This window comes from Pseudomonas brassicacearum (assembly GCF_009601685.2).
Taxonomy (GTDB): Bacteria; Pseudomonadota; Gammaproteobacteria; order Pseudomonadales; family Pseudomonadaceae; genus Aquipseudomonas; species Aquipseudomonas kilonensis_B.
On sequence record NZ_CP045701.2, the window covers coordinates 1,044,385 to 1,067,242 of the forward strand.

Genomic DNA, 22,858 nt, shown 5'->3' on the forward strand with positions numbered 1-22,858 from the left:
TTGACAGTGACGATGAGCGGCCTTGCTCCTTGGCGAGGGCAAGTTTGAGCGGTCTTCCAATCTGCTCAAAAGCCGCGAGTTACAAGGCTTGGCCACAAATACCCCCGGACCTGGCATTCGACAAAAGACGAAATGCAGTTGACGTTCACATTTTAAGTTGTACGATGACCTACAACTTCACATGAAGCTGAACCGTTTTCCTACAACACAACATTGCGTCCAGGGTGTTCGAATAATGAATCCACAAGAACTGAAGTCCATCCTCTCGTCTGGCCTGCTGTCGTTCCCGGTCACCGATTTCACTGCTCAAGGCGATTTCAATCGCGACAGCTACATCAAGCGCCTCGAGTGGTTGGCCCCGTATGGCGCCTCTGCATTGTTCGCAGCGGGCGGCACCGGTGAATTCTTCTCCCTGGCCGCCAGCGAGTATTCCCAAGTCATCAAGACCGCCGTCGATACCTGCGCCACCAGCGTGCCAATCCTCGCCGGTGTTGGCGGTGCCACTCGCCAGGCCATCGAATACGCTCAAGAAGCCGAGCGCCTGGGCGCCAAGGGCCTGTTGCTGCTGCCGCATTACCTGACCGAAGCCAGCCAGGACGGCGTTGCCGCCCACGTTGAAGCAGTGTGCAAATCGGTGAAGATCGGCGTGGTGGTGTACAACCGCAACGTCTGCCGCCTGAATGCCACGCACCTGGAGCAACTGGCCGAGCGCTGCCCGAACCTGATCGGCTATAAGGATGGCCTGGGCGATATCGAACTGATGGTGTCGATCCGCCGTCGTCTCGGCGATCGTTTCAGCTACCTGGGCGGCCTGCCGACCGCAGAAGTCTATGCCGCGGCCTACAAGGCCCTGGGCGTGCCGGTCTACTCCTCGGCGGTGTTCAACTTCATTCCGAAGACCGCGATGGATTTCTACCACGCTATTTCCCGTGACGATCATGAGACCGTCGGCAAGATCATCGACGACTTCTTCCTGCCGTACCTGGACATCCGTAACCGCAAGGCCGGTTACGCGGTGAGCATCGTCAAGGCCGGCGCGAAGATCGTGGGCTATGACGCAGGTCCGGTGCGCACGCCGCTGACCGACCTGCTGCCAGAAGAATACGAAGCCCTGGCCGCGCTGATCGACAAGCAAGGCAAGCAGTAACAGACCCGACAAGGCCGCTGAGCAATCAGCGGCTTTTTGCGTAAAGCTTGATCGTTCCCACGCTCTGCATGGGAACGCCACCAGGGACGCTCTGTGTTCCTAGACAGCTTTTGTAGAAGGAGTAGCTCCGTGGCAGATTCAAAGCGTTTCGATAACTACATCAACGGTCAGTGGGTGGCTGGTGCCGACTATTGCACCAACATCAACCCGTCTGACTTGTCCGATGTCATCGGTGAATACGCCAAGGCTGACGCAGCGCAAGTCAATGCCGCCATCGAAGCCGCCCGCGCCGCGTTCCCGGCCTGGTCGACCTCGGGCATCCAGGCCCGTCATGATGCACTGGACAAGGTCGGCAGCGAGATCCTCGCCCGCCGTGAAGAACTCGGCCAACTGCTGGCCCGGGAAGAGGGCAAGACCCTGCCCGAAGCCATCGGCGAAGTGACCCGCGCCGGTAATATTTTCAAGTTCTTTGCCGGTGAATGCCTGCGCCTGTCGGGCGACTACGTGCCGTCGGTGCGCCCAGGCGTCAACGTTGAAGTCACCCGCGAAGCCCTAGGTGTGGTCGGCCTGATCACACCGTGGAATTTCCCGATTGCCATTCCTGCGTGGAAAATCGCCCCAGCCCTGGCCTACGGCAACTGCGTGGTGATCAAGCCCGCCGAGCTGGTGCCGGGCTGCGCCTGGGCCCTGGCCGAGATCATTTCCCGCGCCGGTTTCCCGGCCGGTGCGTTCAACCTGGTGATGGGCAGCGGCCGTGTGGTTGGCGAAGTGCTGGTCAACAGCCCGAAAGTCGACGGCATCAGCTTTACCGGTTCGGTGGGCGTGGGGCGGCAGATCGCGGTCAATTGCGTGGCGCGCCAGGCCAAGGTGCAACTGGAGATGGGCGGCAAGAACCCGCAGATCATCCTCGACGACGCCGACCTCAAGCAGGCCGTCGAACTGGCGGTACAGAGCGCGTTCTACTCCACCGGCCAGCGTTGCACGGCCTCGAGCCGCCTGATCGTCACCGCCGGCATCCATGACAAGTTCGTCGAGGCCATGGCCGAGCGCATGCAGTCGATCAAGGTCGGCCATGCGTTGAAGGCCGGTACCGATATCGGTCCGGTGGTTTCCGAAGCCCAGCTCAGCCAGGACTTGAAGTACATCGACATCGGCCAGAGCGAAGGCGCTCGGTTGGTCAGTGGCGGTGGGCTGGTGACGTGCGACACTGAAGGTTACTTCTTGGCACCGACCCTGTTCGCCGACAGCGAAGCCTCGATGCGCATCAGCCGCGAAGAGATCTTCGGCCCGGTGGCCAACGTCGTGCGCGTGGCCGACTACGAGGCGGCGCTGGCGATGGCCAACGACACCGAGTTCGGTCTGTCCGCCGGCATCGCCACCACCTCGTTGAAGTATGCCAACCACTTCAAGCGCCATTCGCAGGCGGGCATGGTGATGGTCAACCTGCCGACCGCTGGCGTGGACTACCACGTGCCATTCGGCGGGCGCAAAGGCTCGTCCTATGGTTCGCGTGAGCAAGGTCGCTATGCGCAAGAGTTCTACACCGTGGTGAAGACCTCTTACATCGGCTCCTGATACACCGCAACACCCCTGTAGGAGCTGTCGAGTGTAGCGAGGCTGCGATCTTTTGGTCTTTCGCTCGCAACTCAATGGTCTGAGGCAAGATCGCAGCCTCGTTGCACTCGACAGCTCCTACAGGGCGTAACACAGCACTGACCCGTATAAAAATAATGAGTGGAAGTAGATTTACATGCAAGAAACCAAGCCGACTCGCGTCCGCTATTTGATCCTGCTCATGCTGTTTTTGGTGACGACGATCAATTACGCCGACCGCGCAACCATCGCTATCGCCGGCTCCAGCCTGCAGAAAGACCTCGGCATCGATGCCGTTACCCTCGGTTATATCTTCTCCGCCTTCGGCTGGGCCTATGTGGCCGGGCAGATCCCGGGCGGCTGGCTGCTTGACCGGTTCGGGTCGAAAAAAATCTATGCCTTGAGCATTTTTACCTGGTCGCTGTTCACCGTGCTGCAAGGCTATGTCGGTGAATTCGGCGTCTCTACCGCCGTGGTGGCGCTGTTCATGCTGCGTTTTCTGGTTGGGCTGGCCGAGGCGCCTTCCTTCCCGGGCAACGCCCGCATCGTCGCGGCCTGGTTCCCCACCGCTGAACGCGGCACCGCTTCGGCGATTTTCAACTCGGCCCAGTATTTCGCTACGGTGTTGTTTGCGCCGCTGATGGGCTGGATTGTCTACCGCTTCGGCTGGCAGCACGTGTTTATCGTGATGGGCGTGGTCGGTATCGTGTTCTCGCTGGTCTGGCTGAAAATTATCCACAGCCCGCGCCAGCATCCGATGATCAACGAGGCCGAGTTCAATCACATCGCCGCCAACGGCGCGATGGTCGACATGGACCAGGACAAGGGCAGGGGTAAGAAGTCCGACGGTCCGAAGTGGGATTACATCCGCCAACTGCTGACCAACCGCATGATGCTTGGCGTGTACTTGGGCCAATACTGCATCAACGGCATCACCTACTTCTTTCTGACCTGGTTCCCGGTGTACCTGGTGCAAGAGCGCGGCATGACCATCCTCAAGGCCGGTTTCATCGCCTCCTTGCCGGCGATCTGCGGCTTCATCGGGGGCGTGCTGGGCGGGGTGATCTCTGACTACCTGCTGCGCAAGGGCCACTCGCTGACGTTCGCCCGCAAGGCGCCGATCATCGCCGGCCTGCTGGTGTCCAGCAGCATCGTGGCGTGCAACTACGTGGACATCGAATGGATGGTGGTGGGCTTCATGGCCCTGGCCTTCTTCGGTAAAGGCGTGGGTGCATTGGGCTGGGCAGTGGTCTCCGATACGTCGCCAAAACAGATCGCCGGTTTGAGCGGTGGCCTGTTCAACACCTTCGGTAACCTGGCATCGATCACCACGCCAATCGTCATCGGCTACATCATCAATGCCACCGGTTCGTTCAAGTGGGCACTGGTGTTCGTCGGTTGCAACGCGCTGGTGGCGGTGTTCAGCTACCTGGTCATCGTGGGGCCGATCAAGCGTGTCGTACTCAAAGAACCCATGGGCAGGGATGACCAATCTTCCAGCCTGTCTGAAGCTAAATCCTGAAGGAGCGGCGTCCATGCAACTGATTGAACATGCCGATTCGCCGCGTTATATCCGCCTGCATGAGCGGGACAATGTGGTGATCGTCGTCAATGACCAGGGCGTACCGGCCGGGACCGAGTTCCCGGATGGCCTGGTCACCGTGGACTTTGTGCCCCAGAGCCACAAGGTCACGCTGCAGGATATTCCCGAGGGCGGCGAGGTGATTCGCTACGGCCAGGTCATTGGCTACGCGCTGCAACCGATCCGCCGTGGCAGTTGGGTCAAGGAGGACCAGTTGCGCATGCCCACCGCGCCGCCGCTGGACAGCCTGCCGCTGTCCACCGATGTGCCGGCGGCCGATGCGCCGCTGGAGGGCTACACCTTCGAGGGCTATCGCAACGCCGACGGTACGGTCGGCACGCGCAATATCCTGGGCATCACCACCACGGTGCAGTGTGTGACCGGGGTGCTGGACCATGCGGTCAAGCGCATCAAGGACGAACTGCTGCCCAAGTACCCGAACGTCGATGACGTGGTGGCGCTGACCCACAGCTACGGCTGCGGCGTGGCGATCACCGCCACCGACGCCTACATCCCGATCCGCACCGTGCGCAACCTGGCGCGCAACCCGAACCTGGGTGGCGAGGCGCTGGTGATCAGCCTGGGCTGCGAGAAATTGCAGGCCGGGCAGGTGATGCATGAAGGCGACAGTTCGGTGGACCTCAGCGAGCCGTGGTTGTATCGCTTGCAGGACTCCAGCCACGGTTTTACCGAAATGATCGAGCAGATCATGGCGCTGGCCGAGACCCGCTTGAAGAAACTCGACCAACGCCGCCGCGAAACCGTACCGGCTTCGGAGCTGATCCTGGGCATGCAGTGCGGCGGCAGCGATGCGTTCTCCGGTATTACTGCCAACCCGGCGTTGGGTTATGCCTCGGACCTGTTGCTGCGGGCCGGGGCGACGGTGATGTTCTCCGAAGTCACTGAAGTGCGCGATGCGATCTACCTGCTGACTTCCCGGGCACAAACCCGGGAAGTGGCTCAGGAACTGGTGCGCGAAATGGACTGGTACGACCGTTACCTGGCCAAGGGCGAGGCCGATCGCAGTGCCAATACCACGCCGGGCAACAAGAAGGGCGGGCTGTCGAACATCGTCGAAAAATCCTTGGGCTCAATCGTCAAGTCCGGCAGCAGCGCGATCAACGGCGTGCTCGGCCCGGGCGAACGTTTCAAGCAAAAGGGCCTGATCTTCTGCGCCACGCCGGCCAGTGACTTTGTCTGCGGCACGTTGCAACTGGCGGCGGGGATGAACCTGCACGTCTTCACCACCGGCCGCGGCACGCCATACGGCTTGGCCATGGCCCCGGTGGTGAAGGTCTCGACCCGCACCGAACTGGCCCAGCGCTGGCCGGACCTGATCGACATCGACGCCGGCCGGATCGCCACCGGGCGCGCGACCATCGAGGAGCTGGGTTGGGAGCTGTTCCACTACTACCTGGACGTGGCCAGCGGCAAGAAACAAACCTGGTCCGAGCGGCACAAGCTGCACAACGACATCACGTTGTTCAACCCGGCGCCGATTACCTGATGATTTCGTGATCGCCGGAGATCCAGTGTGGGAGCGAGCTTGCTCGCGATAGCGGTGGTTCAGCTAGCATCGATGTTGGATGTGCTGCCGTCTTCGCGAGCAAGCTCGCTCCCACAGGGGATTTGCGGAGAGTGCGGATTTTGTGTTCACTGAAGAACACATGTGGGAGCGAGCTTGCTCGCGATAGCGATCCACCAGACGCCAATGCCGTGAGTGGCTTATCATTAGCCACCTAACGACACCCTTCTCAAGGTCCCCGGCATGCTGGCAATTTTCCTCGAAACCCTGAACATCACCGCGCCGGTGTTTGCCATGTTGTTTCTGGGGACGTTGCTCAAGCGCATCTATTGGATCAACGACAATTTCATCCACATGGCCTCGTCCCTGGTGTTCAACGTCACCATGCCGGCGCTGTTGTTCCTCGGCATCCTGCATGCCGATCTCCACGCGGCATTGCAGCCGGACCTGTTGATCTATTTTTCCATTGCCACCCTGGTGGGCTTTGCCGTGGCCTGGGGCTGGGCGATCTGGCGTTGCCCGCGTGAGGACCGTGGCATCTATACCCAAGGTGCCTTTCGCGGCAACAACGGCGTGATCGGCCTGGCACTGGCAGCGAGCATGTACGGCGACTACGGGATTTCCCTGGGGTCGATACTCGCGGCGTTGGTGATCCTGTTCTACAACACCCTGTCGACGATCGTGCTGGCGGTCTACAGCCCAGTGATCAAGTCCGACCCCTGGAGCATCTGCAAAAGCGTGGTCAGCAACCCGCTGATCATCAGTGTGGTCGTGGCCGCGCCGTTCGCCTATTGGCAGATAGGCCTGCCGAACTGGTTCGAAACCTCGGCCAAATACCTTGCCCAGATGACCTTGCCCCTGGCGTTGATCTGCATCGGCGGCACACTGTCACTGGCGGCCTTGCGCAAGAGCGGCAAGATGGCCCTGAGTTCGAGCCTGGTGAAGATGGTCGGGCTGCCGCTGCTGGCCACCCTGGGCGCTTGGCTCTGGGGCTTTCGCGGGGCGGAGCTGGGGATCCTGTTCCTGTACTTCGGCAGCCCGACCGCCGCGGCCAGTTACGTCATGGCCCGGGCGGCCGATGGCAACCATGAGCTGGCGGCGGCGATCATCGTCATCACCACGCTGATGGCGGCGATCACCACCAATCTGGGGATTTTTGTGTTGCAGTGGGGTGGGTGGATCTAGCCTGCAGATTTGCAGCGCTCTGGCGATCCATTCGCGAGCAAGCCCGCTCCCACATTCGATCGCGTTCCCATGGAAGAACGCAGTCAATGTGGGAGCGGGCTTGCTCGCGAAGAGGCCTGACCTGCCACTGCAAGGATCAGGCTTTTACTCAGGCTTCTGGTAGCTATCGATTACTTCCTGTGCCGCCCGAAACGCATCGATCGCCGCCGGCACGCCCGCGTACACCGCGCAATGCAGCAATGCCTCGCGAATCTCTTCCACCGTGCAGCCATTGTTCAGCGCGCCACGCACGTGGCCTTTGAGTTCCTGCGGGCACTTGAGCGCGGTGAGGGCGGCCAGGGTGATCAGGCTGCGGGTTTTGAGCGGCAGGCCCTCGCGGCTCCAGACGCTGCCCCAGGCGTGTTCGTTGACGAAGTCCTGCAATGGCTGGGTGAATTCGGTGGCGTTGCCCAGGGCGCGGTCGACGAATGCGTCGCCCATGACCTGGCGACGCATGTCCAGGCCGGTCTTTGGAGTGTCGGTCATGGCAAATCCCTCTTGTGGTGTTGGCGGCGCCAGGCGCGCAGGGAGGTGAACAGTAAAAACACGAGCAGGGCCGGCAGCACATAGAACAGCATCAGCCGCTCCAGTTGGCCGGCCAGGGGCATGCCGGTGGTGAACGACACCACATGCAGCCCATAGGCCAGGTACAAACCCAGCAACAGCAGGCCTTCGGCGCGGGTGACACGATAACCGGAATAGAACACCGGCAGGCACAGCACCGCCACGCCGAGCATTACCGGCAGGTCGAAATCCAGGGCGTTCGGTGAGACCGACAGTGGCGTGGGCGCTGCCAGGGCGGTCACTCCCAGTACACCCAGCAGGTTGAACAGGTTGCTGCCGATGACGTTGCCTACCGCAATGTCCCGTTGGCCGCGCAGGGCGGCGATCAATGAGGTGGCGAGCTCCGGCAGCGAGGTACTGACAGCGACAATGGTCAGGCCGATGATGCGCTCCGAAAGCCCCAGGTCCGTCGCCACTTCCACCGCCGCACCCAACAGCAGGTGCCCGGCGAAAATCAGCATGGCCAAACCCAGCACGATCATCGACAGGCTCTTGGGCCACGATCCCCGGGTCAGCTCGATACCCACCGCGTGCGGCCGTCCCGAGTGCCGCGACTGGCGCAGCAACAGGCCCAGGTACACCACCAGGGCCACCAGCAGCCAGACGCCATCCAGCCGGGTCAGTTCTTCATTCCAGGCCAGCACGAACACCAGCAGGCTGGCACCGATCATCAACGGGATGTCCAGGCGCACCAGTTGGCGCGAGACGCGCAACGGAATGATCAGCGCCGACAGCCCAAGGGTGACGAGGATGTTGAAGATGCTGCTGCCGATCACGCTGCCCACGGCGATGTCGGCATTTTGCGCCAGGGTCGCCTGCAGGCTCACGGCCATTTGTGGGGCGCTGCTGCCGAACGCGACGACGCTCAGGCCGATGATCAGCGGTCGTACTTGCAAGCGTGCTGCCAGGCCCACGGCGGCGCGTACCAGCAGTTCGGCACCGCCGATCAGCAACAGCAGGGCGCCGAACAATTCGATCAGGCTGAGCAGCGGTAGGGCGGTGAGTAGGGAAATGGCCGGGCTCCGTCTATCAATCGTCGAGGGCTTGCACGCGCACCCGTGCGGTGCCGCTGCGCAACATGCCCAGTTGCTCGGCGGCTGCGCGGGACACGTCGATCAAGCGGCCTCGGGAGTATGGGCCACGGTCGTTGATGCGCACCACCACGCTGTCATTGTTGCCCAGGTTGGTGACTTTCACTCGGGTGCCGAACGGCAACTGGCGGTGGGCGGCGGTCAGGCTGTGCTGGTCGAAACGCTCGCCGCTGGCGGTGCGCTTGCCATGGTGCCTGGCACCGTAATAGGAGGCGACGCCGGTCTGGTCGTAGCCGTGTGGGTCGACCGTCCCGCTCTGGCTGGCGCAACCGGCCAGCAGGGACAGCAGCGCGCAGGCGCCGAGGAGACGCTTCATGTGGGGTTTCCAACTACAGATAGGGGCGCTGGCCAGTGGGAACAAAGCCTGTGGGAGTAAAGCTTGCTCGCGATGAAGACACCTCGATCCATCAGTGGACCGCAGTATCGACCATCGCGAGCAAGCTTTGCTCCCACAGGCTCGCTCCCGCAAGGGGGAGTGGAGCCAGGCTTGATATCTGGCCCCATGGTCATCAGCCCTCGAGCTTGCTTTTGAGCAGTTCGTTGACCTGTTGCGGGTTGGCCTTGCCCTTGGAGGCTTTCATGGCCTGGCCGACGAAGAAGCCGAACATCTTGCCGCGCTTGGCTTCGTCTGCCGCACGGTACTGTTCGACCTGCTCGGCGTTGGCCGCGAGCATTTCATCGAGCACGGCGGAAATCGCGCCGGTGTCGGTGACCTGCTTCAGGCCGCGCTTTTCGATGATCTCGTCGGCGCTGCCTTCACCGTTGGCCATGGCTTCGAACACCATCTTGGCGATCTTGCCGGAAATGGTGTTGTCCTTGATCCGCACCAACATGCCGCCCAGTTGCTCGGCCGAGACCGGCGACTGGTCGATTTCCAGGCCCTGCTTGTTCAGCAGGCTGCCCAACTCGACCATCACCCAGTTGGCCGCCAGCTTGGCGTCGCCGCCGATGCTCACGACTTTCTCGAAGTAATCGGCCTGCTCGCGGCTGGTGGCCAGGACGTTGGCGTCATAGCTCGACAGCCCGAACTGCGCCTGGAAGCGCTCGCGTTTTTGCGGCGGCAATTCTGGCAGGGTGGCGCGTACGTCATTGAGGAACGAGTTCTCGATGACCACCGGTAGCAGGTCCGGGTCGGGGAAGTAACGGTAGTCGTTGGCTTCCTCTTTACTGCGCATCGGACGGGTCTCGTCCTTGTTCGGGTCGTACAGGCGGGTCTGCTGGATGACCTTGCCACCGTCCTCGATCAGTTCGATCTGGCGCTGGATCTCGCTGTTGATCGCCTTCTCGATGAAGCGGAACGAGTTGACGTTCTTGATCTCGCAGCGGGTGCCGAACTCGACCTGGCCCTTGGGGCGGATCGACACGTTGCAGTCGCAACGCAGCGAGCCTTCGGCCATGTTGCCGTCGCAAATGCCCAGGTAGCGCACCAATGCGTGGATCGCCTTGACGTAGGCCACGGCTTCCTTGGCGCTGCGCATGTCCGGCTCGGAAACGATTTCCAGCAGCGGCGTGCCGGCACGGTTCAGGTCGATGCCGGTGGCGCCGTTGAACTCTTCGTGCAGGCTCTTGCCCGCGTCTTCTTCCAGATGCGCACGGGTGATGCCGACACGCTTGACCGTGCCGTCTTCCAGGGCGATGTCCAGGTGGCCCTTGCCGACGATCGGCAATTCCATCTGGCTGATCTGGTAGCCCTTGGGCAGGTCCGGGTAGAAGTAGTTCTTGCGGGCGAACACGTTGTGCTGGCCGATCTCGGCGTCAATCGCCAGGCCGAACATCACCGCCATGCGCACCGCTTCGGCGTTGAGCACCGGCAGCACGCCGGGCATGCCCAGGTCGACCAGGCTGGCCTGGGTGTTGGGCTCGGAGCCGAACGTGGTGGAACTACCGGAAAAGATTTTCGACCGGGTGGTGAGCTGGGTATGAATCTCCAGCCCGATCACGACTTCCCATTGCATGTGTTTCTCCTCAGAAGCCGGTTGGGGTGCGGGTGTGCCAGTCAGTGTGTAACTGATACTGGTGGGCAACGTTCAACAGGCGGCCTTCCTGGAAATACGGCGCGAGCAATTGCACGCCCACCGGCAGGCCATCGACGAAACCGGCCGGCATGGACAGGCCCGGCAAACCGGCGAGGTTGGCGGTGATGGTGTAGACGTCTTCCAGGTACTCGGCAACCGGGTCACTGGTCTTGGCGCCCAGTTTCCAGGCCGGGTTCGGCGTGGTCGGGCCGAGGATGATGTCGACCTCGTTGAAGGCGGCCATGAAGTCGTTCTTCACCAGGCGACGGATTTTCTGCGCCTTGAGGTAGTAGGCATCGTAGTAGCCGGCGGACAGCGCGTAGGCGCCGACCATGATCCGGCGCTGCACTTCGGCGCCGAAGCCTTCGCCACGGGAGCGCTTGTACAGGTCGATCAGGTTTTCCGGGTTCTCGCAGCGATAGCCGAAGCGCACGCCGTCGAAACGCGACAGGTTCGAGGACGCTTCTGCCGGGGCGATCACGTAGTACGCGGGAATCGCGTGCTGCATGTTCGGCAGGCTGATTTCCTTGATGACGGCGCCGAGCTTCTCCAGCTCCTTGACGCTGTTGTGGACCAGCTCGGCGATGCGCGGGTCGAGACCGGCACTGAAGTATTCCTTCGGCACGCCGATGCGCAGGCCTTGCAGCGAGCCGTTGAGGCTGGCGCTGTAGTCCGGCACAGGCTCATCGATGCTGGTGGAGTCGTTCGGGTCGAAGCCGGCCATGCCTTGCAGCAGGATTGCGCAGTCTTCGGCAGTGCGGGCCAGCGGGCCACCCTGGTCGAGGCTGGAGGCATAGGCGATCATGCCCCAGCGCGAGACGCGACCATAGGTGGGCTTGAGGCCGGTGAGGTTGGTGAACGCCGCTGGCTGGCGAATCGAGCCGCCGGTGTCGGTGGCAGTGGCGGCCGGCAACAGGCGCGCGGCCACGGCGGCGGCGGAACCACCGGACGAGCCGCCCGGTACGTGCTCCAGGTTCCAGGGGTTTTTCACCGGGCCGTAGTAGCTCGACTCGTTGGCCGAACCCATGGCGAATTCGTCCATGTTGGTCTTGCCCAAAGTCACGGTGCCGGCGGCAGCCAGCTTGGCGACCACGGTGGCATCGTACGGCGCCTTGAAATTGTCGAGCATCTTCGAGCCGCAGCTGGTGCGGATGCCCAGGGTGCAGAACAGATCCTTGTGGGCAATCGGCGCGCCGAGCAGGGCGCCGCTTTCACCATCGGCGCGACGGGCGTCGGCGGCCTTGGCCTGGCCCAGGGCCAGTTCTTCGGTGAGGCTGATGAAACTGTTGAGCTGCGGGTCGAGCTGAGCGATGCGCGCCAGCAGGACTTTGGTCAGTTCTTCGGAGGAAAACTTTTTGTCGGCGAGTCCGCGGGCGATCTCGGCCAGGGTCATGTGATGCATGAGAGGCTCTTTCCCTTTAGTCGATGACTTTCGGAACCAGGTACAGGCCGTTTTCGACCGCTGGTGCGATGGACTGGTAGGCCTCGCGATGATTGGATTCGGTCACGACGTCGGCGCGCAGGCGCTGGCTGGCTTCCAGTGGGTGTGCCAGCGGTTCGATACCGTCGGTATTGACCGCCTGCATCTCGTCGACCAGCCCCAGAATGCTGTTCAGGGCAGAAGTAATGTGTGGAAGATCGGCTTCATTGAGGCCCAGGCAGGCCAGATGAGCGATTTTTTCCACGTCGGAGCGTTCAAGCGCCATGGGATTCTCCAGTGGAAAACAAAACGGACGCAGTCTGTCCGTGTGTTAGATTGTCGGAACACTACCGCATTTCTACGGCCGTGGTGCCCTGTATCACAAGTGCTGTTCCTTTTTGACGGCGTCTATTACCGTCATGCTGCGTTGCCGCTTCTCGCCATAGCGGGCTATGACTCGTCGCGGCGCCTTGCCTGACGACAATAGCCACTCGTCAAAGAAGGAACGCATTTGCGAAACAGGGCACTGGCCGCGATTGTGGGGTTTGGTGCACAGAAAAGCGGCCAATTTAACATATTGGCGCCTTGCCCAAAATCCCTGTCGTTGTTAGAGTTTGCCGCACTTTTTTACCCACGCGTTGCCTAGGGTCCCTTTCCCATGTTCAAGAAACTGCGTGGCATGTTTTCCAGCGATCTTTCCATTGACCTGGGCACTGCCAACACCCTTATTTACGTGCGCGAGCGCGGTATCGTCCTGAATGAACCCTCGGTCGTGGCCATCCGCACCCACGGTAACCAGAAAAGTGTCGTGGCTGTCGGTACGGAAGCCAAGCGCATGCTGGGCCGTACACCGGGCAACATCGCGGCCATTCGCCCGATGAAAGACGGCGTGATCGCCGACTTTAGCGTCTGCGAAAAGATGCTGCAGTACTTCATCAACAAGGTTCACGAGAACAGCTTCCTGCAGCCCAGCCCTCGTGTGCTGATCTGCGTTCCATGCAAGTCCACCCAGGTTGAGCGACGCGCTATCCGTGAATCGGCCCTCGGTGCCGGTGCTCGTGAAGTGTTCCTGATCGAAGAACCCATGGCTGCTGCCATCGGTGCCGGCCTGCCGGTAGAAGAGGCCCGCGGCTCGATGGTCGTCGACATCGGCGGCGGCACCACTGAAATCGCGCTGATCTCCCTCAACGGTGTGGTCTACGCCGAATCCGTACGTGTGGGCGGCGACCGTTTCGACGAAGCGATCATCACCTATGTGCGTCGCAACTACGGCAGCCTGATCGGCGAATCCACCGCCGAGCGCATCAAGCAGGAAATCGGCACGGCCTACCCGGGCGGTGAAGTGCGTGAAGTCGACGTACGCGGTCGCAACCTGGCCGAAGGCGTTCCACGGGCGTTTACCCTCAACTCCAACGAAGTGCTCGAAGCGCTGCAAGAATCGCTGGCGACCATCGTCCAGGCCGTCAAGAGCGCCCTGGAGCAGTCGCCGCCGGAGCTGGCATCGGACATCGCCGAGCGCGGCCTGGTGCTGACCGGTGGTGGCGCGCTGCTGCGTGACCTCGACAAGCTGCTGGCCCAGGAAACCGGCCTGCCGGTGATCGTTGCCGAAGACCCGTTGACCTGCGTTGCCCGCGGCGGTGGCCGTGCATTGGAAATGATGGACAAGCACACCATGGACCTGCTCTCCAGCGAATAAATTGGCTGGATCGTCTAGGTTGTTCGCTCCGGGCAGCACTTTGCAGTGCTGCCCGTTGGCGTTTATCTTCTGTCATTCGTATCCAGGCCGGTTTGATGCCGTATGAATAAAGAAAACATTTGCCTGGGAGGAGCGGCCTATTAAACCGCTTTTCGCCAAAGGCCCCTCATTGGGTGTGCGCCTGCTGGTGCTGACCGTGCTTTCGGTCGCGCTGATGGTGGTCGATGCCCGCTTCACGCTGCTCAAGCCTGTACGCAGCCAGATGTCGCTGGTGTTGATGGAGTCCTACTGGATCACCGACCTGCCGCAGCGCTTGTGGCAAGGTGTCGCCAGCCAGTTTGGCAGCCGGACCGAATTGGTCGCCGAAAACGAAAAACTCAAGACCGAAAACCTGCTGCTGCAGGGGCGCATGCAGAAGCTGGCGGCCCTCACCGAGCAGAACGTGCGGCTGCGTGAGTTGCTCAATTCTTCTGCGCTGGTCAACGAGAAGGTCGAAGTGGCCGAATTGATCGGCATGGACCCCAACCCCTTCACCCACCGCATCATCATCAACAAGGGCGAGCGCGACGGCGTGGTCCTCGGCCAGCCGGTGCTCGACGCCCGGGGCCTGATGGGCCAGGTGGTGGAGTTGATGCCCTACACCTCCCGGGTGCTGCTGCTGACCGATACCACCCACAGCATTCCCGTGCAGGTCAATCGCAACGGCTTGCGCGCGATTGCCAGCGGCACCGGCAACCCGGAACGCCTGGAACTGCGCCATGTGGCCGACACTGCCGACATCAAGGAAGGCGACCTGCTGGTCAGCTCAGGTCTTGGCCAGCGCTTCCCGGCTGGTTATCCGGTGGCAATGGTCAAGGAGGTCATCCATGACTCCGGCCAGCCGTTTGCCATCGTTCGCGCGGTGCCGACGGCTGCATTGAATCGCAGCCGCTACCTGCTGCTGGTATTCAGCGACAACCGCACGCCCGAAGAGCGTGCCAACGACGCCGCCGTGGCCCAGGAAGCCCAGGATCGGCAGAGCGGCGAGGCGGCCGCCACGGCGACAGCCCCTGCCACCGTGCCGAAACCACAAGTGCCGGCACCCGCTACGGCGGCTCCGGCCACCACACCGGCGGCAACCCCGGCCACTGCACCCGCCGCGGCTGCTGTGAAACCGACCCGGTCGGCCACCCACGCGCCCGCCGCGCAGCCAGCTCAGCCAGCCCGGCCCGCCGCCAAACCGCCAGCCTCCACGCCGGCCACCGCGCCAGCCCCCAGGGGAGCACGAGAAGAATGAGCAGTACCCAATCCGGTAACGGCTGGATGGTCTGGTTGACCTTCGCCATCGGCCTGTTGCTCAGTGTTTCGCCGCTGCCGCAGTTCATGGAAATCCTGCGCCCACTGTGGCTGGCCCTGTTGCTGGCTTTCTGGGCGCTGGCCTTGCCGCACAAGGTCGGCATGGTCACCGCCTGGTGCCTGGGCCTGGCCGAAGATGTGCTTTATGGCACGTTGCTTGGGCAGAACGCACTGATCCTGACGCTGATCACCTTCCTGGTGCTGTCGTTGCAACAACGCCTGCGGATGTTCCCCATGTGGCAACAATGCCTGGTGATCCTGGTGATCTTCGGCCTGGCGCAGCTGGTGCAATTGTGGCTCAGCGCGCTGACCGGCAATCGCCAGCCGACCCTGGCGCTGGTGTTGCCGGCCCTGGTCAGTGCCTTGCTCTGGCCATGGGTCAGCTTCGGTTTGCGTGGCCTGCGCCTGCGTTTCAAAATCAACTGATTCGGTCAGGATATCTACACTTTTTTGATGACTTACATCCCTGGGGCCAAAGATTGAATCCCGCTGGGCTCTGTAGGCGCTGGCGAAGCCTGCGATCTTTCGATCTTGATCTTTCGCTTGCGACTCGATTGTCCGGGACAAGATCGCAGCCTCGCTTCGCTCGTCAGCTTCTACACGGCGCAGCCCGGCGGAAGCAATCTCTGGCCATAGAAGCCGGTCGCGTAAGGGAGATGTCTTGATGAAACCGCTTTACCTCGCCTCAGGTTCGCCGCGTCGACGTGAACTGCTCACGCAGATCGGCGTGCCCTTTACCGCCATCGGCGCGGACATCGACGAAACTCCCCTGGACCACGAAACCCCTTCGGCCTATGTCGAGCGCCTGGCGCGCGGCAAGGCCGAGGCGGGGCGACGAGCCCTGGACGCCGGCATGGATGGCTGCGTGCTCGGGGCCGACACTGCCGTAGTGCTGGACGGGCGAATTCTCGGCAAGCCCGAGAACCAGGCCGATGCCATGACGATGCTCTTGAGCCTGTCCGGTCGCGAGCATGAAGTTTTGACCGCCATTGCCATACTGGATGGGCAGCGTTGCGAATCCCGCGTTGTGCGCAGCCTGGTGCGCTTTCGTTCGATCACGGAACAGGAAGCGGCGGCCTACTGGGCCAGTGGCGAACCCCGGGACAAGGCTGGCGGCTATGGTATTCAAGGGCTGGGCGCGGTGTTTGTCGCCGGGCTCGAAGGCAGTTATTCAGCCGTGGTCGGCCTGCCACTGTGCGAAACCGCAGAACTACTGGGCCATTTCGGCATACCCTGTTGGCAAACCTTGAACGCGCGCTGAGCGCCGTCTGACTTGATGCGGCCATAATCGTGAACATGCCTGAACGAGACCCTGCCATGAGTGAAGAGATCCTGATCAACATCACGCCGATGGAATCGCGCGTGGCGGTGGTTGAAAACGGTGTGCTGCAAGAGGTCCACGTCGAGCGCACGCAAAAGCGTGGCATCGTCGGCAATATCTATAAAGGCAAGGTGGTGCGGGTGCTGCCGGGCATGCAGGCAGCCTTTGTCGACATCGGCCTGGACCGTGCGGCGTTCATTCACGCTTCGGAAATTTCCATGCGCGAAGGGCCAGCGGTGGAGAGCATCAGCGCGTTGGTCCATGAAGGCCAGAGCCTGGTGGTGCAGGTCACCAAGGACCCCATCGGCTCCAAGGGCGCGCGCCTGACCACGCAACTGTCGATTCCGTCGCGCTACCTGGTGTATATGCCGCGCACCGCCCATGTCGGCATTTCCCTGAAAATCGAAGACGAAGCCGAGCGCGAGCGCCTCAAGCAGGTGGTCAGCGACTGCGTGGAAAAAGAAGGCATCAAGGAAGCCGGTGGGTTCATCCTGCGCACCGCCGCCGAAGGGGCCGGGGCCGATGAGATCCTGATGGACATCCGCTACCTGCGCAGGCTCTGGGACCAGATCGCTGCGCAGATCAAGACCATCGCCACCCCCAGCGTGATCTACGAAGACCTGGGCCTGGCGCTGCGGACCTTGCGCGACCTGGTCAGCCCCAAGATCGAGAAAATCCGCATCGACTCCCGGGAAACCTTCCAGAAAACCACCCAGTTCGTTGCCGAGCTGATGCCGGAAATCGCCGACCGCCTCGAGCATTACCCTGGCGAACGGCCGATTTTCGACCTGTACGGGGTCGAAGACGAAATCCAGAAAGCCCTTGAGCGCAAGGTACCGCTCAAGTCCGGGGGCTACCTGGTGGTGGATCCGGCCGAGGCCATGAGCACCATCGACGTCAACACCGGGGCGTTCGTCGGCCATCGCAACCTGGAAGAAACCATCTTCAAGACCAACCTGGAAGCCGCCACGGCCATCGCCCGGCAACTGCGCCTGCGCAACCTGGGTGGGATCATCATCATCGACTTCATCGACATGGAGGATGAAGAGCACCAGCGCCAGGTGCTGCGGACCCTGGAAAAACAACTCGAACGCGACCACGCCAAGACCAACATCATCGGGATCACCGAGCTGGGCCTGGTGCAGATGACCCGCAAGCGCACCCGAGAAAGCCTCGAACAGGTGCTGTGCGAGCCGTGCAGCAGTTGCCAGGGCCGCGGCAAGCTCAAGACTCCGGAAACCGTGTGTTACGAAATCTTCCGGGAAATCCTCCGGGAGGCGCGCGCCTACCAGGCCACTGGCTATAGAGTGTTGGCGAACCAGAAAGTGGTGGACCGCCTGCTCGATGAGGAGTCAGGCAACGTCGCGGAGCTGGAAGCGTTTATCGGACGCACGATTCGCTTCCAGGTGGAAACCATGTATTCCCAGGAACAATACGACGTGGTGTTGCTCTGAAGAGCTTGGGAAGCGGCGGGCCCGCGGATTTGATTGTCTTTGCCAGGGGAGCCCACTGACATGGAGCGTCTGACACGCATGATGGCGACGCTGACCCGTTGGGCGCTGGGACTGTGCGCGCTGCTGCTGGTGTTGCTGGCGTTGTACGTCAGCCTCGGTCGTGAGCTGGTCCCGCTGGTGGCCGAATACCGCGCCGACGTCCAGACCCGGGCCAGCGCCGCCTTGGGCATCCCCGTGCATATTGGCAACCTCGACGGTAGCTGGAGCGCCCTGGCGCCGATCCTGGCGGCGCGCGACGTGGTGGTCGGCGAGGGTCCCAACGCCTTGCACCTGGATCAGGTGCGGGCCGTGCCTGACCTGTGGGATAGCCTGTTGGCGCGTCAGGTGCGCATCGCCCACCTGGAAGTCAGCGGCCTGAAGATCAGCCTCAAGGAGGGTGCCGACGGCAAGTGGGTCCTGGAAGGCCTGCCAGTGCAGGACGATCAGCCCCTCGATCCACAGCAACTGCTCGAGCGCATGCAGGTGGTTTCCAAGCTGTCGTTGCTCGATAGCCAAGTGACCTTGCAGCCCCTTGAGCAACCACCGCTGACCCTCACCTACGTCGGTTTGAGCCTGCGCACCGGCGCCACCCATCAACGGCTGGACGCCCGCTTGACCCTGCCTGACGGTCAGCCCGTAGCGATCAACCTGCGTACCCGTATCCGCGCCAGTGATTGGAAGAATGGCCAGGCCGATGCCTACCTGAGCCTGCCGCAAAGCGACTGGTCCAAATGGCTGCCGAAACGCCTGACCCAACAATGGAATTTTTCCCGGATCAAGGCCGGTGGCGAGTTCTGGCTGAGCTGGGGGGACGGCACGGTGCAAAGCGCGGCCATGCGCTTGAACGCCCCTGACATCCAGGGCGCCTACGCCGAGCGCAAACCGGTGCAGATCCATAACCTGGCGCTCAATGGATATTTCCAGCGTGGCGACCAGGGTTTTACCGCGACCTTCGATTCTTTGGCGATGAACCTGGGCGAAACCCGCTGGGAGTCACGTCTGCTACTGCAACAGAGCAGCGCCACCGAAAAGGCCGAAGAGCGCTGGCACTTGCAGGCCGATCGCCTTGACCTGGCGCCGCTGACCCCATTGCTTCATGCCTTGGCGCCATTGCCTGAAGGTGTCGCGACGGCCATCGACCGGCTCAAGGTGACCGGTGGTCTGCGCAATGTGCTGGTGGATTACCGGCCGCAGAATACCGGTGATCAAAAAATCAGTTTCGCCACGAATTTGGACACCGTGGGCTTTGATGCCTATCGCGGTGCCCCGGCTGCGCGCAATGTATCGGGGAGCCTGAGCGGCGACCTCGGTGGCGGCGAGCTGCGCATGGACAGCAAGGACTTTTCCTTGCACCTGGACCCGATTTTCGCCAAGCCCTGGCAGTACCTGCAGGCCAACGCCCGGCTGACCTGGAAACTCGACAAGCAAGGCTTCACCCTGATCGCGCCATATTTGAAGGTGCTGGGGGAGGAGGGCCGGATTGCTGGCGACTTCCTGATCCGCCTGCATTTCGACCACAGCCAGGAAGACTACATGGACCTGCGGGTCGGCCTGGTGGACGGTGACGGACGCTACACCGCCAAGTACTTGCCGGCGGTCCTCAGCCCGGCGCTGGATGAGTGGTTGCGCACGGCCATCGTCAAGGGGGCGGTGGACGAGGGCTTTTTCCAGTATCAAGGCTCGCTCAATCACGGAGCCGAGGACGCGGCGCGCAGTATCAGCCTGTTTTTCAAGGTGCATGATGCCGAACTGGCGTTCCAGCCGGGCTGGCCTTCGGTCAGCAAGGTCAGCGGCGATGTCTTTGTCGAAGACAGCGGCGTGCGCATTTTCGCCAGCCAGGGCCAATTGCTCGATACCCAGGTCAAGGATGTTTCGGTGAACATTCCCCATGTACCCAGCGGGAAGAGTTCTCATCTGTTTCTGAATGGCCGGTTCGCTGGAGGCCTGGGCGACGGCCTGAAAATCCTCCAGAGCGCGCCGATCGGGACGGCCGAGACGTTCGCTGGCTGGGAGGGTGAGGGCGATCTGCAAGGCAGCGTGAAGCTCGACATCCCCCTGGTCAAAGGCGAGCAACCGAATATCCTGGTGGATTTCGCCACCGACAAGGCCCGTCTCAAGCTCAGCGAGCCGGTGCTGGAGCTGACCCAGCTCAAGGGCGATTTCCGCTTTGACAGCAACAAGGGCCTGAGCGGCAAGGGCATCAGTGCCCGGGCATTCGACCGGCCCGTGACCGCGCAGATTTTCGCCGAGGGTCGCGCTGGTGCGCTCAACACCCGGGTTACCGCGTCCGGGCAGGTAGAGGTCAAGAAACTCACCCGTTGGCTGAATGTCACCCAGCCATTGCCGGTATCCGGTGTCGTACCCTACCGGTTGCAGGTGATCCTCGACGGCGCCGACAGCCAATTGTCGGTCAGTTCCAACCTCAAGGGCGTGGCGGTGGACCTGCCGGCACCCTTCGGCATGGCCGCCGATGTCGGGCGCGACACGGTGTTTCGCATGACCCTGCAAGGGCCGGAGCGGCGTTATTGGGTTGATTATGGCGACCTGGCCAGTTTCACTTACGCCGCGCCGAGCGGGAAAGTCGCCGACGGCCGCGGCGAATTGTTGCTGGGCGCTGGCGATGCCGTTCTGCCCGGGGCCAAAGGTTTGCGACTGCGCGGCTCACTGTCGGAACTGGACGTGAGCCCCTGGCAGGACCTGGTGAACAAGTATGCCGGCCAGGATCCGGGCGGCAGTGCCAAGCAATTGCTCAGCAGCGTCGATCTGAGCATCGGCAAGCTCACGGCCATGGGCACGACCCTGGACCAGGCATCGGTGCAACTGGATCGCAAGCCGGACGCCTGGGCCTTGCGGCTTGGCAGCCAGCAGGCCAAGGGCAATGTCAGCCTGCCAGACGCCAAGGCCGCCCCGATTGGTATCAAGCTCGATTATGTGCGCCTGCCGGCCGCAGACCCGACGGTCCAGACCGATGAAAACGCTCCGGATCCGTTGGCGTCGGTCGATCCCAGCAAGATCCCGGCCATGGATATTGCCATCGGCCAACTGTTCCAGGGCCCTGATCTCATCGGTGCGTGGTCGTTGAAAGTGCGACCGACCGCCAAGGGCATCGCGCTGAGCAATCTGGACATGGGCCTCAAGGGCATGGTGTTGAACGGCAGTGGCGGCTGGGAAGGCGCGCCCGGTTCCACCAGCAGTTGGTACAAGGGCCGTATCGGCGGCAAGAACCTGGGCGACGTGCTCAAGGGCTGGGGTTATGCCCCAAGCGTGACCAGCCAGAAATTCCGTCTGGATGTCGACGGCCGTTGGCCCGGCTCGCCGGCGTGGGTCGCCACCAAGCGCTTTTCCGGCAGCCTCGATGCGTCGCTGAGCAAGGGCCAGTTTGTCGAAGTTGAAGGCAGTGCCCAGGCGCTGCGGGTATTTGGCCTGCTGAACTTCAACTCCATCGGCCGACGCCTGCGCCTGGACTTCTCCGACCTGTTCAGCAAGGGCTTGAGCTACGACCGGGTCAAAGGGCTGTTGGTGGCGAGCGACGGTGTGTACGTGACCCGCGAACCCATTACCTTGACCGGGCCGTCGAGCAACCTGGAACTCAACGGCACGCTGGACATGGTGGCCGACCGGGTCGACGCCAAGCTGCTGGTGACGCTGCCGGTGACCAACAACCTGCCAATTGCCGCGCTGATCGTTGGCGCACCGGCGGTGGGTGGGGCGCTGTTTCTGATCGACAAACTGATCGGTGACCGCGTGGCGCGCTTTGCCAGCGTAAGATACGACGTCAAGGGGCCGTGGAAAGAGCCGAAGATCACCTTCGACAAGCCGTTTTGACAGTTCGACGCCAACTCCCTTGTGGGAGCCGGCCTGTGGGAGCAAAGCTTGCTCGCGATTGAGGTGTGTCAGTCAGCCTATATGTTGGATGTACCTGCCTCATCGCGAGCAAGCCCTGCTCCACAGCCGCCTTGGGCGAGGATAAAAAGAGGGAAGCTCCATGCCAGTCGCAGTGATTCAAATGGTCAGCCAGAGCGATGTGCTCGCCAACCTGGCCCGTGCCCGTGTGCTGCTGGAGCAGGCGGCCGCAGGCGGCGCAAGGCTGGCCGTGCTGCCGGAGAATTTTGCGGCGATGGGGCGGCGGGACATTGCCGATATCGGTCGTGCCGAAGCCTTTGGTCAGGGACCGATCCTGCCCTGGTTGAAACAGGTCGCCCGAGACCTCAAGTTATGGATTGTGGCCGGCACGTTGCCGTTGCCACCGGTGGACCAGCCCGAGGCCAGGTCCCATGCCTGTTCGTTGCTGGTCGACGACCAGGGCCAGATCGTGGCGCGCTACGACAAGCTGCACCTGTTCGATGTGGATGTGGCGGACAATCGCGGGCGCTATCGCGAGTCGGATGACTATGCTTATGGCGCTAACGTGGTGGTTGCCGATACCCCCGTGGGTCGGGTGGGCCTGACGGTCTGTTATGACTTGCGATTCCCGGAGCTCTACAGCGAGCTGCGGGCTGCCGGGGCCGAGCTGATCACGGCGCCGTCGGCGTTTACCGCGGTGACCGGCGCGGCCCATTGGGACGTGCTGATCCGCGCCCGGGCCATCGAAACCCAGTGCTACGTGCTGGCGGCCGCCCAGGGCGGGGTGCATCCGGGGCCGCGGGAAACCTTCGGCCACGCCGCGATTGTCGACCCGTGGGGCCGTGTGCTGGCACAACAGGATCAAGGTGAGGCCGTGCTGCTGGCCGAGCGCGACAGCAGCGAACAGGCGTCCATCCGGGCGCGCATGCCGGTGGCCAGCCATCGGCGCTTTTTCTCGCAGGGCGCTCGACAGCGGCCTGTCCAAGACGACGAATTCAAGGCGTAAATC

At 62.3% G+C, this 22,858-nt stretch carries 18 protein-coding genes; 12 read left to right on the forward strand and 6 right to left on the reverse strand.

Annotated features, from left to right (window positions below):
• The first annotated feature begins 235 nt into the window (after positions 1-235).
• The 5 genes from kdgD to GFU70_RS04420 all read left to right on the forward strand — a co-directional run bounded on the left by kdgD (position 236) and on the right by GFU70_RS04420 (position 7,032).
• Positions 236-1,147, forward strand: a complete 912-nt coding sequence (gene kdgD / locus GFU70_RS04400; RefSeq protein ID WP_058545378.1) for a 5-dehydro-4-deoxyglucarate dehydratase — start codon at positions 236-238, stop codon at positions 1,145-1,147.
• A 129-nt stretch (positions 1,148-1,276) separates the two neighbouring features.
• Positions 1,277-2,722 (forward strand): aldehyde dehydrogenase family protein, encoded by a 1,446-nt coding sequence (locus GFU70_RS04405; RefSeq protein ID WP_153387656.1) that lies wholly within the window; start codon positions 1,277-1,279, stop codon positions 2,720-2,722.
• Between the two features lie 175 nt (positions 2,723-2,897).
• Entirely contained in the window at positions 2,898-4,262 is a 1,365-nt protein-coding gene (locus GFU70_RS04410; protein WP_058545376.1) for an MFS transporter, read from the forward strand.
• A 13-nt stretch (positions 4,263-4,275) separates the two neighbouring features.
• On the forward strand, positions 4,276-5,829 hold the full coding sequence (gene garD, locus GFU70_RS04415; protein ID WP_058545375.1) for a galactarate dehydratase: 1,554 nt from the start codon (positions 4,276-4,278) through the stop codon (positions 5,827-5,829).
• 261 nt (positions 5,830-6,090) lie between these two features.
• Positions 6,091-7,032, forward strand: coding sequence for an AEC family transporter (locus tag GFU70_RS04420; protein ID WP_058545374.1), 942 nt, complete (start codon positions 6,091-6,093; stop codon positions 7,030-7,032).
• Between the two features lie 144 nt (positions 7,033-7,176).
• Here GFU70_RS04420 and GFU70_RS04425 read toward each other — a convergent pair whose 3' ends face one another.
• The 6 genes from GFU70_RS04425 to gatC all read right to left on the reverse strand — a co-directional run bounded on the left by GFU70_RS04425 (position 7,177) and on the right by gatC (position 12,447).
• Positions 7,177-7,557 (reverse strand): carboxymuconolactone decarboxylase family protein, encoded by a 381-nt coding sequence (locus GFU70_RS04425; protein WP_003177973.1) that lies wholly within the window; start codon positions 7,555-7,557, stop codon positions 7,177-7,179.
• Complete coding sequence (locus GFU70_RS04430; RefSeq protein WP_064107092.1) at positions 7,554-8,615, reverse strand: calcium/sodium antiporter; 1,062 nt, start codon at positions 8,613-8,615, stop codon at positions 7,554-7,556. Before GFU70_RS04430 ends, GFU70_RS04425 begins: the two co-directional genes overlap by 4 nt.
• A 49-nt stretch (positions 8,616-8,664) precedes the next feature.
• The gene (locus GFU70_RS04435; protein ID WP_058546626.1) at positions 8,665-9,042 is read right to left on the reverse strand and encodes a septal ring lytic transglycosylase RlpA family protein; all 378 of its coding nucleotides are present in this window, start codon (positions 9,040-9,042) and stop codon (positions 8,665-8,667) included.
• Positions 9,043-9,235: 193 nt separating this feature from the next.
• On the reverse strand, positions 9,236-10,681 hold the full coding sequence (gene gatB / locus GFU70_RS04440) for an Asp-tRNA(Asn)/Glu-tRNA(Gln) amidotransferase subunit GatB (protein WP_058546625.1): 1,446 nt from the start codon (positions 10,679-10,681) through the stop codon (positions 9,236-9,238).
• A 10-nt stretch (positions 10,682-10,691) separates the two neighbouring features.
• On the reverse strand, positions 10,692-12,143 hold the full coding sequence (gene gatA, locus GFU70_RS04445) for an Asp-tRNA(Asn)/Glu-tRNA(Gln) amidotransferase subunit GatA (RefSeq protein ID WP_153387657.1): 1,452 nt from the start codon (positions 12,141-12,143) through the stop codon (positions 10,692-10,694).
• Between the two features lie 16 nt (positions 12,144-12,159).
• Positions 12,160-12,447 (reverse strand): Asp-tRNA(Asn)/Glu-tRNA(Gln) amidotransferase subunit GatC, encoded by a 288-nt coding sequence (gene gatC, locus GFU70_RS04450; protein ID WP_003197816.1) that lies wholly within the window; start codon positions 12,445-12,447, stop codon positions 12,160-12,162.
• Positions 12,448-12,819: 372 nt separating this feature from the next.
• On the opposite strand from gatC, the gene mreB reads away from it, so the two are divergent.
• From mreB to GFU70_RS04485, 7 genes are all read left to right on the forward strand, one after another.
• The gene (mreB, locus tag GFU70_RS04455) at positions 12,820-13,857 is read left to right on the forward strand and encodes a rod shape-determining protein MreB (protein WP_002555108.1); all 1,038 of its coding nucleotides are present in this window, start codon (positions 12,820-12,822) and stop codon (positions 13,855-13,857) included.
• Positions 13,858-13,996: 139 nt separating this feature from the next.
• Positions 13,997-15,133, forward strand: coding sequence for a rod shape-determining protein MreC (gene mreC / locus GFU70_RS04460; RefSeq protein ID WP_081264529.1), 1,137 nt, complete (start codon positions 13,997-13,999; stop codon positions 15,131-15,133).
• Positions 15,130-15,618 (forward strand): rod shape-determining protein MreD, encoded by a 489-nt coding sequence (gene mreD / locus GFU70_RS04465; protein ID WP_003197820.1) that lies wholly within the window; start codon positions 15,130-15,132, stop codon positions 15,616-15,618. Before mreC ends, mreD begins: the two co-directional genes overlap by 4 nt.
• A gap of 238 nt (positions 15,619-15,856) precedes the next feature.
• Entirely contained in the window at positions 15,857-16,453 is a 597-nt protein-coding gene (locus GFU70_RS04470) for a Maf family protein (RefSeq protein ID WP_058546622.1), read from the forward strand.
• A 56-nt stretch (positions 16,454-16,509) separates the two neighbouring features.
• Entirely contained in the window at positions 16,510-17,967 is a 1,458-nt protein-coding gene (gene rng, locus GFU70_RS04475; RefSeq protein WP_018613976.1) for a ribonuclease G, read from the forward strand.
• Positions 17,968-18,027: 60 nt separating this feature from the next.
• Positions 18,028-21,831 carry a YhdP family protein gene (locus GFU70_RS04480; protein WP_153387658.1) on the forward strand — a complete coding sequence of 1,268 codons (3,804 nt, stop codon included), beginning with the start codon at positions 18,028-18,030 and terminating at the stop codon, positions 21,829-21,831.
• Positions 21,832-21,991: 160 nt separating this feature from the next.
• Positions 21,992-22,855: a carbon-nitrogen hydrolase family protein gene (locus GFU70_RS04485; protein ID WP_058546620.1), complete on the forward strand. Its 864-nt coding sequence runs from the start codon at positions 21,992-21,994 to the stop codon at positions 22,853-22,855.
• Positions 22,856-22,858 lie beyond the last annotated feature (3 nt).

Bases quoted from the DNA above. Each gene is read 5' to 3' on its own strand.
- kdgD (WP_058545378.1), top strand. From the start codon at position 236: ATGAATCCACAAGAACTGAAGTCCATCCTCTCGTCTGGCCTGCTGTCG.
- GFU70_RS04410 (WP_058545376.1), top strand. From the start codon at position 2,898: ATGCAAGAAACCAAGCCGACTCGCGTCCGCTATTTGATCCTGCTCATG.
- garD (WP_058545375.1), top strand. From the start codon at position 4,276: ATGCAACTGATTGAACATGCCGATTCGCCGCGTTATATCCGCCTGCAT.
- GFU70_RS04420 (WP_058545374.1), top strand. From the start codon at position 6,091: ATGCTGGCAATTTTCCTCGAAACCCTGAACATCACCGCGCCGGTGTTT.
- GFU70_RS04425 (WP_003177973.1), bottom strand. From the start codon at position 7,557: ATGACCGACACTCCAAAGACCGGCCTGGACATGCGTCGCCAGGTCATG.
- GFU70_RS04435 (WP_058546626.1), bottom strand. From the start codon at position 9,042: ATGAAGCGTCTCCTCGGCGCCTGCGCGCTGCTGTCCCTGCTGGCCGGT.
- gatB (WP_058546625.1), bottom strand. From the start codon at position 10,681: ATGCAATGGGAAGTCGTGATCGGGCTGGAGATTCATACCCAGCTCACC.
- gatA (WP_153387657.1), bottom strand. From the start codon at position 12,143: ATGCATCACATGACCCTGGCCGAGATCGCCCGCGGACTCGCCGACAAA.
- gatC (WP_003197816.1), bottom strand. From the start codon at position 12,447: ATGGCGCTTGAACGCTCCGACGTGGAAAAAATCGCTCATCTGGCCTGC.
- mreB (WP_002555108.1), top strand. From the start codon at position 12,820: ATGTTCAAGAAACTGCGTGGCATGTTTTCCAGCGATCTTTCCATTGAC.
- mreD (WP_003197820.1), top strand. From the start codon at position 15,130: ATGAGCAGTACCCAATCCGGTAACGGCTGGATGGTCTGGTTGACCTTC.
- GFU70_RS04470 (WP_058546622.1), top strand. From the start codon at position 15,857: ATGAAACCGCTTTACCTCGCCTCAGGTTCGCCGCGTCGACGTGAACTG.
- rng (WP_018613976.1), top strand. From the start codon at position 16,510: ATGAGTGAAGAGATCCTGATCAACATCACGCCGATGGAATCGCGCGTG.
- GFU70_RS04480 (WP_153387658.1), top strand. From the start codon at position 18,028: ATGGAGCGTCTGACACGCATGATGGCGACGCTGACCCGTTGGGCGCTG.
- GFU70_RS04485 (WP_058546620.1), top strand. From the start codon at position 21,992: ATGCCAGTCGCAGTGATTCAAATGGTCAGCCAGAGCGATGTGCTCGCC.